Annotated in this window: 5 protein-coding genes and 1 pseudogene; 1 reads left to right on the top strand and 5 read right to left on the bottom strand. The window is 62.3% G+C overall.

The window, feature by feature from the left end:
- Positions 1-127 precede the first annotated feature (127 nt).
- Positions 128-1,737, bottom strand: a pseudogene (locus SSP08S_RS55125) (ISAzo13 family transposase).
- A gap of 133 nt (positions 1,738-1,870) precedes the next feature.
- Here SSP08S_RS55125 and SSP08S_RS55120 point away from each other — a divergent pair.
- On the top strand, positions 1,871-3,076 hold the full coding sequence (locus tag SSP08S_RS55120) for an ISAs1 family transposase (RefSeq protein ID WP_245607858.1): 1,206 nt from the start codon (positions 1,871-1,873) through the stop codon (positions 3,074-3,076).
- A 376-nt stretch (positions 3,077-3,452) separates the two neighbouring features.
- Here the strand turns inward: SSP08S_RS55120 and SSP08S_RS61685 are convergent, their stop codons facing one another.
- The 4 genes from SSP08S_RS61685 to SSP08S_RS09590 all read right to left on the bottom strand — a co-directional run bounded on the left by SSP08S_RS61685 (position 3,453) and on the right by SSP08S_RS09590 (position 9,870).
- Positions 3,453-4,388 (bottom strand): GNAT family N-acetyltransferase, encoded by a 936-nt coding sequence (locus SSP08S_RS61685; RefSeq protein ID WP_158697156.1) that lies wholly within the window; start codon positions 4,386-4,388, stop codon positions 3,453-3,455.
- A 33-nt stretch (positions 4,389-4,421) separates the two neighbouring features.
- Complete coding sequence (locus SSP08S_RS09600; RefSeq protein WP_218006639.1) at positions 4,422-6,110, bottom strand: ABC transporter ATP-binding protein; 1,689 nt, start codon at positions 6,108-6,110, stop codon at positions 4,422-4,424.
- A 103-nt stretch (positions 6,111-6,213) separates the two neighbouring features.
- Positions 6,214-8,043, bottom strand: a complete 1,830-nt coding sequence (locus SSP08S_RS55115; RefSeq protein ID WP_078532394.1) for an ABC transporter ATP-binding protein — start codon at positions 8,041-8,043, stop codon at positions 6,214-6,216.
- Between the two features lie 57 nt (positions 8,044-8,100).
- Positions 8,101-9,870: an AMP-binding protein gene (locus SSP08S_RS09590; protein WP_158697155.1), complete on the bottom strand. Its 1,770-nt coding sequence runs from the start codon at positions 9,868-9,870 to the stop codon at positions 8,101-8,103.
- Positions 9,871-9,889: the final 19 nt, after the last annotated feature.

The raw sequence follows: 9,889 nt of genomic DNA, 5'->3' as shown, positions 1-9,889 counted from the left end.
CGAGCCGGTTCGGCCTGTGCTCTGACGGAGGTCCAACTCCGCCAATGTTTCCCGGAATTGGATAGACGTATATTGACCGCGGTCGGTGTGGAAGATTGCGTTACCGGCCGTATGGGCGTGCAGATCTTTAACTCGTCTTTTTGGCCCTGGTCTTGGCGGGGTCGGGAGCGAGGAACGTCGCGACGTCTGCTGGTGTCCGGAAGCGGGCGGTAGAGGTGCTGACGGAGTGGCCGTGTGCTTCGAGGAGCGGGTGGACTTCCTGCTTCGCACGGCTGATGGTCATGGCCGTGACGCCAAAGAGCTGGCCGAGGAGGTCCATGGTGGCGAGTTTGCGCAGGTGTAGCACGGTGACCAGGATCCGGTCGGCTGGAGTCAGTTTGGCTTTGGCACCTGTGCCGGGGGCCACCAGGCGCTCGTGACCGCGACGCGTGCGGAGCACGTGCTCACGTTGAACCTCCAGCGCGGGAGTCAGGGCGTCTCGATGAGCCCGCAGAGCTGTTGGCGGGTCATCCCGGTCAGTTCTGGGTCCTGCAGTGAATGCCGCGTGAGGCGGGGCGGACTGCTCACCGCGGCCTGGTCTGAGGTGCTGTCGGTCGTCGCCGCGTCTGTCGGATGCTGGGGGTGGAGGGTGTAGTTCCAGTCGCCGTGGAAGCGGTGGCGGGTGATCGGCAAGGCGGCGATCTCGTCGTCGCTGACCTGGATGCCGGTGGGGTAGGGGTTGGTGTCGAGTTCGGCGTGAACTGTCAGGCCGGTCTTGGTGGTGGTCGCGGCGATGCTCTCGACGATGACTTCGTGGCTGGTCAGGGGCCTGCCGCGCCAGTTCATGGTGATGTGGGAGAACAACCGGTGCTCGATCCGGTTCCACTTCGATGTTCCGGGCGGCAGGTGGCAGACGGTGATCGTCAGGCCGGACTCGGCAGCGAGCCGGGCGAGTTCGGTCTTCCAGGTGCGGGTGCGATAGCCGTTGGATCCGCCCGCATCCGCGGTGATCAGCAGCCGGCCAGCCGTGGGATAGAGGGCCCGCCCGGCCCTGTTCCACCAGCGGCGGATGGACTCGACGGCGAACGCGGCGGTGTCATGGTCGGTGCCCACATTGACCCAGCCGGTATTCGCAGTGACGTCGTAGATGCCGTAGGGCACTGCTCTGCCCAGCTCGCGGTGGGGGAAGTCGTGGGTGTCGACCCGTACCGGCGCGACTCTGGGCTCCCATTCACGGCCGTTGTTCTTGAACGGGCCGACCAGCTCCTTTTTCTTCGTGTCCACACTGATCACCGGAGCCCCGCCGTCCTGGTGGTCGCGGGCCTGTTCGTTGAGGTAGTGGAACTGGGCGTCCCGGTCGGGGTGTTGCTTGCCTTCCAGGGTCTTGGCGTTGCTCTGCAGGCTGAAGCCCTCCTCACGCAGCAGGTCGCCCACCGTGTCCGCGCAGATCCTGTGGCCTTGCCGGGTCAGTTCCTCGGCGAGCTTGCGGGTGGAGTTGGTGGTCCAGCGCAGCGGCGACATAGGATCCCCGCGCACGTCGGGCTCGACCAGTGTCAGGAGCGCCGTGCGGACGGCCGGGTTCAGATCGGCGACGCGTTTGCGGCCGGCGCCGGGCCGTCGGATGCGTCCCAACGGGGCTTCTCCGGAGGCGAGTTCGCGTATTCCGGCAGATACCCTGGCCTCACGGACACCGGCGGCACGGGCGACCACTCTGATCCCGCCGCGGCCGAGAGACTGGGCCTCCGCACCTATCAGCAGGCAGGGGCCGTTGCGTGATCGCGTTTCGTCCGAAGTGCCGTGCTGGCCCTTCCTTGGAGGGGACGTCCCGGTTCGGGCGAGGGTGGACGCCGTGCAGGCACGGTCTCAGTGATCATGTGAGTGTCGAAGTCCCATGAACACCTGGCGAGTCCGTGCCTGCTCCTGCATCTTCTCCCATACCCACCGTGCTGGCCCAACTGGGCCGGACTGCCGCGCCGGTCCGCTGGCGGACGCGGTCGCGCTGTCCGGCTTCCTGGACCTGGTGCCCGACCCGAGAGGCGTCCGTGGCCGCCGCTACCGGCTGTCCGCCCTGCTCGCCGCGGCCGCGGCGAGTGTCCTGGCCAGTGCCCGCTCGCTCACCGCGATCACGGAATGGATCAGCGACGTCCCTGCGTGGGCCTGCCGGGTTCTCGGCTTCCCCACCGACCCGCTCTCCGGCACCGTGTCCGTCCCCCACCCCCACACCCTGCGCCGTCTGCTCGTCCAGCTCGACGGCGACGCCCTGGACCGCGCGATCGGCGACTTCCTCACCGCCCGCGCCGCCCCGGCCGGCCCCGGACTGCGGGCGATCGCTGTCGACGGCAAGGCCCTGCGCGGCTCGCGTACCCAGGTCACCGGGCACGTCACCCTGCTCGCCGCGATGGACCACACCGGTCACGTCCTGGCCCAGCGCCAGGTCGCCGACAAGAGCAACGAGATCCCCGCCTTCCGGCCCCTGCTGGACAGCGTCGACCTGACCGGCACAGTCATCACCGCCGACGCGCTGCACACCCAGCACGCTCACGGCACTTACCTCCGCGAGCGCGGTGCCCACTACATCGCCCAGGTCAAGGCCAACCATCCTGGTCTCTTCGACAGGGTCCGCCGCCTGCCCTGGAGCGAGATCACGCTCGACCACTACGACCGCACGCGGGCCCACCACCGCCTGGAGATCCGTCGGCTGAAGACCGCCGCCTTCGCCCACCTCGACTACCCCGACGCACGCCAGGCCCTGCAAGTCGTGCGCTGGAGGGCGGACTTCACCAGCGGCAAGCTCACCATCGAGCGCGTCTACCTGATCACCAGCCTGCCGCCCGGCGCGGTCACCGGCGCCCAGCTCGCGGGCTGGATCAGAGGCCACTGGAAGATCGAAAACCTTCTGCACCACGTCCGCGACCGCACGTTCCGCGAGGACGACTCCAAGATCCATGTCGGCCATCTCCCGCGCATCATGGCCGGCCTGCGCAACCTCGCCATCGGCGTCCACCGCCAGGACGGCCACACCAACATCGCCGCCGCCCTACGCCACACCGCCCGCGACTGCCGAAGGCCCCTGACCGCCCTCGGACTCACCGGATGAATCCGGACAGACGTCGATCATGCAAAGGACCCTGATCGCCGGTGTGACGGGTGAAATCACCACGCCAACAACGAGGGGCTGCCATGTCACTCACCACCCCTGCTGATCAGCCCATTTCACCCCTCCAGTACAGGATAAAAGAGGCTCACGGAAAGAAAGTCACAATGCGTTACCGGGAAGGCCTCACTCGTTCTACTTAGCCAGGACCTGTTTATAAATTCTATCCTTCGCCCAGCCTGGCTCCTTAACACCTTACCAGAAATTGAGAAGGGGTTTCTATTTCAACGATCCGACAAAGATTGAGGTTGATTATCCCCCTCCTTTCCGTCGAATATCCGCTTCATTGGGACGCCCGACCGCTCCGGGGAGACCGTCATCACACATTACTACCCACGTTAGCTTCGATTTTCAAGGAATATCGCCACTCGTCACGAAAATGCTCGTAGCCGAGCCGGTGATTGATCCTACGCATCGCAGCGTTGCGGCCATCGTTCGATGTGTAAGCCATGCTATATCCATGCCCCTTGGCTCGCAGCAGCGCGGACTCTTTCGCGGCCATCGCGATGCCCTGGTTTCGATGATCCGGATCCGTCCATGTCGAACCAGACGCACACACACCTCGGTCATCGCATTCCAGGTACGAAGCCCCGACCACTTGGCTGCCATAAGTGACGATCGATGACAGCGAAAGCTCAGAGAGAGACATGTTCCAGACGGTCACCAGCCAGTCCGAGAACGACAGCCCCTGCCGTATGAATTCTCCCGGCTCGTCGGCTATCGCCTTTGCTTCGGCCGAATAAATGGCGTGCTCCATGCCACCAACATCCAACGCCCGATGAATTTCATATCCCAAAGGCAGGCCGGATGACAAATTATTGAATTTTGAAAGCTCAAGCCTCTGAATCTTCGCCTGCCTTCGCCGCACATACCCATGCGACTGCGCAAACGCCGTCGCATGGGCAGAGTCGTTCACCCACGCATGAAGCTCGTGAGCGTGCCCGACAATAGCGTACCCATAAACTCTCTGCGCCAGCGCGGTACCGACACCTCGGTTTTCAAAATCAGGATCCACATGCGGATTACCAAATGCCGCACACATCCCGCCAGAAGTCGCAACAACCCCTAAAAGTGCCTCACCGACCACTCTTCTACCAACTGAAGCGACCAATTGCCGGATTGACTTACCATTTGCGGACTCAAGAATTGCGCTCAGGCGTCGCTCTGTAGTCGCAAGGTGCGGTGTGACAGCCTGCCGAATCCTGATAATCTCACGAATGTCAGATCTCCGCGCCTCTCTTACTTCAATCACCATATGAAGCATGCTCCCACTCAGCCGTAGTAACTGCTATGTCTGATATGCGCTTTCATGTATGGAGTACAGTTCGGCATACAAACCGTTCAAAGCGAGCAGCTCGACATGGGTTCCCATCTCGACGAGGCGACCACCCTGCATGACAAGAATCTTATCCGCCGATCGGACCGTGGAGAATCTGTGCGAAACAATCACAGTCACGGCCCCATAGTCTCGACCAATTCTCCTGGCACGCTCCATGTAACGCTCGTACACCGCCCTTTCCGCAGCAGCATCGAGCGACGCAGTGGGCTCATCGAGCATGAACAGCAATGGCCTCTCGCGCATCGCCCCGCGGGCCAACGCGACTCGCTGCCACTGCCCCTCGGAAAGCTCGACTCCGCCCAGCGCACGTCCTAGTTGTGACGAGAGCCCGTCCGGCAGACGCTCGATCAACTCGTCCACGCAAGCGAATTCAGCAGCGCTCTGGATTCGGGCAGCATCATCGATGTGCGCCAGATCACCGAGCCCGATTCCCTCGGACATTTTCGTTCGAAATCGGCCAAAATCTTGAAACGTTGCGCTGATACGTTCACGCCACGACGCGGTCACGAGCATCTGCATGTCTACACCATCGACCAAGATCCTGCCGGTGTCAGGCGTGTAGAACTTGTTCAACAGCTTTGCCATCGTCGTCTTGCCGGAGCCATACTCACCGACAATAGCGACCACAGAACCGGCATCGAGTGCTGCGGATACACCGTCCAGCGCCTTGCCCTCAGTGCCGTGATAGCGGAAGCTCACGTCCTCGAATACGATCCCGGTCGTCAAGCTCTGGGACGGTTGCACGGTCCCAGACCCCGTCGACAGGTTTCCGATGTATTTCCGCAGCCAGAGGTACGGCTCGATGTAGGTGCCGGAGTTCGCGGTCTCGGCTGTGTAGTTCGCCGTGTTCTGAACCGTCTGGTGCAGGGAGGTCGCGACCACGATGGTCAGGACCACGTCGCCCGACGTGCCGTTCCCATGCAGGGCCTGATACGCCATCAGCCCGAGACCGGCAACGAACGCGGTGGTGAACACAGTCCAACCGCAGATCGTCCAGCATGCGGCGCGCGCGTGAGCGCGCATACGGCCTCGTACGGCCTCGTTCCACGCGGATTCCTGCAATTCAACGACACGGCGCCCGGCCCCAGCCGTCCGCAGTTCCTTGCCGGAATCAAAACCGGTCGATAGCGAGAACAGGTGCTGCTGTAGTCGATACTGGCCGGCCGCGGCAACCTCAGCATCAGCCAGTAGGGCTCTTGATCGGTGATCGCACCAGACAGGGACGCCTGCGAATACGACAAGCAGCAGCAACCATGGGTTCAAAGACCCCATGAGCAGCAAAGATGCGATCAGCCTCAGGATCCCGGCGCAGGCTCGGAGAGCGTTCCACAGGGTCGCCATGACCCGGCTCTGTGAACGTCGTGCCAAGGCGAGGCGGTCGAGAACCTCCGGCCGTTCCAGATGCTCGAGACCGTCGATCGTCGCAAGGTCGCGGTGAATACGGTCGTGCAGCACGAGGCGTCCGACCCTGTTGCCGATGTACTGCGGAACAGACTCACCGAGTTGGCGAAACCAGGCGGTCGCGGCAAACGCCACCGCCGCGAGCGCGGCGGAAAACACAGCACGATGTGCGTCATGGTCTCCCGCCGAATCGACGGCGCCGCGCAGGGCCAGGGTGCTGACGGGCAGCACGACCACTGATCCAGCGAGTGCGACAAGCGCCGTAGCCGTTGCGCCAGGCAGACAACGCCACGACATTCCCAGAAGTTCCGCCCACAGGCGGCCATAAGACCATTTCACACTATGCACCTGCATCAGATTCGACGTCGGATACTTGCTGAAATCGTTCAGCCTGGGCGGTGAACATCTCGGCGTACCGGCCGCCCAGCGCCATCAAGTCGTCATGCGGACCCGATTCGGAGACTCTGCCGTTCTCCAGGAGGACAATCCGGTCAGCCTTGCGCACAGTCGCGAGTCGGTGCGAAATCAGCACGAGGCTGGTGCCAGTACGTCGTCCGATCAGGCGCTCGAACAGTTGAAGCTCGGTACGAACATCGAGATGGGCCGTCGGTTCGTCCAGCACGAGAATCTGAGCGCCGCACAACATCGCGTACAGGGCACGAGCCAGGACGACCTGCTGCCACTCGCCACCGGAGAGCTCAACGCCGTTGGGCCGCTGCCTCGACAGCGGCGTATCCCATCCCAGAGGCAGCTTGCCGATGATCCGGTCGAGGCCAGCCTCGCGGGCCGCTGCCTCCAGGTTGGCGCGATCAACTTCTCTGCGACCGTAGCCGAGTGAAATGTTGTCAGCCAAGGAAAGGTGGTATCGATTGAAGTCTTGGAAAACGACTGACAGCGCTGAGGACCATGCTTCCGCGCCGATGGCGGAGATGTCGTGTCCATCCACTGTGATACTGCCCGATGTCGGCTGGTAGAGCCCCGAGAGCAATTTGATAGCCGTGGATTTCCCCGCCCCGTTGATCCCGACGATGGCGAGCATCTCCCCCGAACGGATAGAGAGGTTCATGCCGTCCAGGACCCACGGGCCGTCCGGCGCGTAGCGAAACGCAGCATCCTTGAATTCGACCGACGGGGCACGCGTCCATCGATCCGACAGCGGACCCACGCCGCCCGAACTGTGGTCGAGTTCCTGATACAACGCGTCCGTCGACAAAAGTACCTTTCTGGCCAGCGCGATGCTGTACAGATCTTCGCCTGAACCGATGGCCTGAAATACGGACCAGGCCGACAGAAGCACGGCCGTCTGTGCAGCGATCGAGATCACACCGCGCTCGGCCGCGAGACTCGCCACGACGAAGGATGGAACCAGGCCGATGGAAACGAGAGCGGGCCTTGTCCAGGACCTACGTACCAGGCCCTGAAAGTAATCCCAGTACGGGCGATTGCCCACCTCGATGTGACGCTGCATCCGATCCGTCATCCAGTGCGCGAAGCCGAACGTGCGAAGGTCCTTTCCCTCGGCAACCGCGACGGTCGCCGACCTCCATACATTCGCGTGCATCTCCTCGTCCACGGCGAAGTGCAGTGCTTCCACCAACTTTCTGTATTCGCGGCTGCGCAAGTAGACGCCGAGCACAGCGCTCAGGAACAGCAAAGGGGCGACAGCCGGGACGTACCAGCCGACAACAGCGCAGGAAGCAGCACCTCCTCCCAGGCCGGCGATCCATCGCAGGGCCGCCACGATGCCCTCCCCGGGTGTCACGTCGAGGCCGATCTCCGGATCGGCACATGCCTCACGCAGCAACTGCTGGACGCGCTCGCCCTCCACCAGAGCAAGCGGGGCATCTACGACCTGCCTGGCGATGGACGCACGATGGTGGCCGTCGACGCGGGTCTGCACCAGGAATTCGAGCGCTCGGTGGACGCCTTCCGCGATATGCCCGAAGACCAGCACACTTCCGGTCACGATCAACGGGACGACAACCTCGGCGAATCCCGATTGGATGGGCGCGCGGTCGACCCCACTGATCAGCTGCTGAATGAATACTGCAAATCCTGCTGGGACCAGGCTATTGAGAATAAGAACAACGGCCAGCATTCCAATAAATAGGGCATTAGGCCGCGCGACGACCTGGAATGATCGGATACCGGCCATCCGGGGCGGCGACATGATTCTCCTTGCAATAGCCCTGGCAAATTTCGCATCGACACATCATGACATCTCTCGCTACACACCCCCGACTGGATACGCCTCTGTATCTCCCAAAACGAACTTGGAGAATTCTGCGAGAGTGCGTGCCTCATAGATGCAGGTCACCGGAATGTCGCTTTTGAGCAGCTCACTCACCGATCGGTTCACCTTCAAGGCGGTCAAGGAGTCTCCACCGAGGTCAAAGAAATCGTCGTGTCGACCGATGTCTTCTCGACCCAACGCGCGCCGCCAGATATCTGCTATCGGCCGCTCGACTTCATGCGGGCGCTCGTACGCCGGCCGCCCATTGACGACAGTGTCCTCAACGTACCTGTAGTCGATCTTACCTTCCGGCAGGAGAGGGATCTCCGAGAATTCAATGATTCGCATCTGCAGCAACACGTCGGAGTATCCGGCTGCGAGGTCGGCCCGAAGTTCCCTTTTGAGTACCTCAACTGCGGCCACGTCGTGATCGATGACAAACGCCACCGCGACCTGGCTGCCCAGTGTCGGGTGCGGCACACCGATGCATACAGCATCGGACACTGCCGGGTGACGGAGAAGAGCCGCCTCGATCTCGGCAGCCGAGATCTTCATCGCACCACACTTCAGGATGCGAGACCTGCGATCGATGAGCACGACCGATCCGCTGTCGTCGATGTAGCCCACATCACCCGTACTTACCCATACTGGCTTTTTTGAGACTTCAAATGAAGTTTCCGAAACATCGAGGTCGCACCAGCCACGCCCTTCACCGACCCGGAGTTCGATCTCTCCGGAGACCCCGTCAGCGACAGACACGCCTCGTTCGTCGACGACACGGACATTCCCGTTCCGCGGTCCGAGCACCTGAGGCGCTGAGCTGTCGAACGTCGAGTTCATGCCTGAAGGCCATGCCTCTGTGCACGAGTAGAAGGTCTTCAGTTCCGCACTCGGAAGGACGCCGGCCAGCCAGTCGATGACCGGAGCCGGAGTCGCGCTGCCGCTCAGTCCGATGAAGTTCAATCGGGGCAGGTCGAGAACACTCACATCAAGCTGGCTCAGCGACTGAGCCATGGTCGGTGTCAGGACTGCCCCGGTGCAGGCGAGGTTCCTCGCCGTCTCACAGAAGGCTTCCGGCTGGAACTCATCCATGCAGACGATGGTCGCCTGCTCTCTCAAGCAGTTCATCAGCATGGCGAGGGCGGCGTTAGTACCGATCGGAAAGGAGCCGATCAGCACCTCGCCGTCGGTTCTTCCCACGGCCTTCGTTGTGCCGTGGATCTCCATGGCGCCGAGTAGATTCCGGTGTGTGGCCCAGACCGCTCGCCTCGTACCCGTAGTGCCCGTCGTGAACACGACATGAGCGATCCTGTCCTCATCACTGCTGGGCAGGTTCGTATTCGTGGCTCTTGAGCCGAGTTCTTCCACTGCGGACACAAACTCGGCCTTGTGTATCCGGTGCCCCAGGAACTCAGCTTCCCGAGCGTTGCCGTAGATCGTGAGCACTGGATCCACTTGGTCCAGCAACATCAAGGTGTTCAATGAACGCGAGGCAGGCGCGATTACCGGCGTACATCCTGCGAGTTGGGTGCCGAAATAGGCCGCCGCAAAATCGAGATAGTTCCCGTTTGAGAAAACCAGGCCGATGAAATCACCCGGCTCCACGTTCAGTGCATGCAGCCCGAAGGCGAAGTTCCGGGACCGTTGCAGTGCGCCACCGTATGTGAGGCTTGCCAAGTCCGACTGAATCAGCGCAACCGAGTCGGGTATCTCGTGGCTTCGCATACGCAGGAGGTCGGGAATTGTTTGCACGGCGGAAGACATGCCCTCGCTCACTGCCGCT

Source organism: Streptomyces hokutonensis (genome assembly GCF_000376565.1).
In the GTDB taxonomy this organism is placed as follows: domain Bacteria; phylum Actinomycetota; class Actinomycetes; order Streptomycetales; family Streptomycetaceae; genus Streptomyces; species Streptomyces hokutonensis.
The sequence above is the reverse complement of the archived record's forward strand: the minus strand, read 5'-3'. Positions and strand labels throughout refer to the sequence as shown.

Bases quoted from the DNA above. Each gene is read 5' to 3' on its own strand.
- SSP08S_RS55120 (WP_245607858.1), top strand. From the start codon at position 1,871: ATGAACACCTGGCGAGTCCGTGCCTGCTCCTGCATCTTCTCCCATACC.
- SSP08S_RS61685 (WP_158697156.1), bottom strand. From the start codon at position 4,388: ATGGTGATTGAAGTAAGAGAGGCGCGGAGATCTGACATTCGTGAGATT.
- SSP08S_RS55115 (WP_078532394.1), bottom strand. From the start codon at position 8,043: ATGTCGCCGCCCCGGATGGCCGGTATCCGATCATTCCAGGTCGTCGCG.
- SSP08S_RS09590 (WP_158697155.1), bottom strand. From the start codon at position 9,870: ATGTCTTCCGCCGTGCAAACAATTCCCGACCTCCTGCGTATGCGAAGC.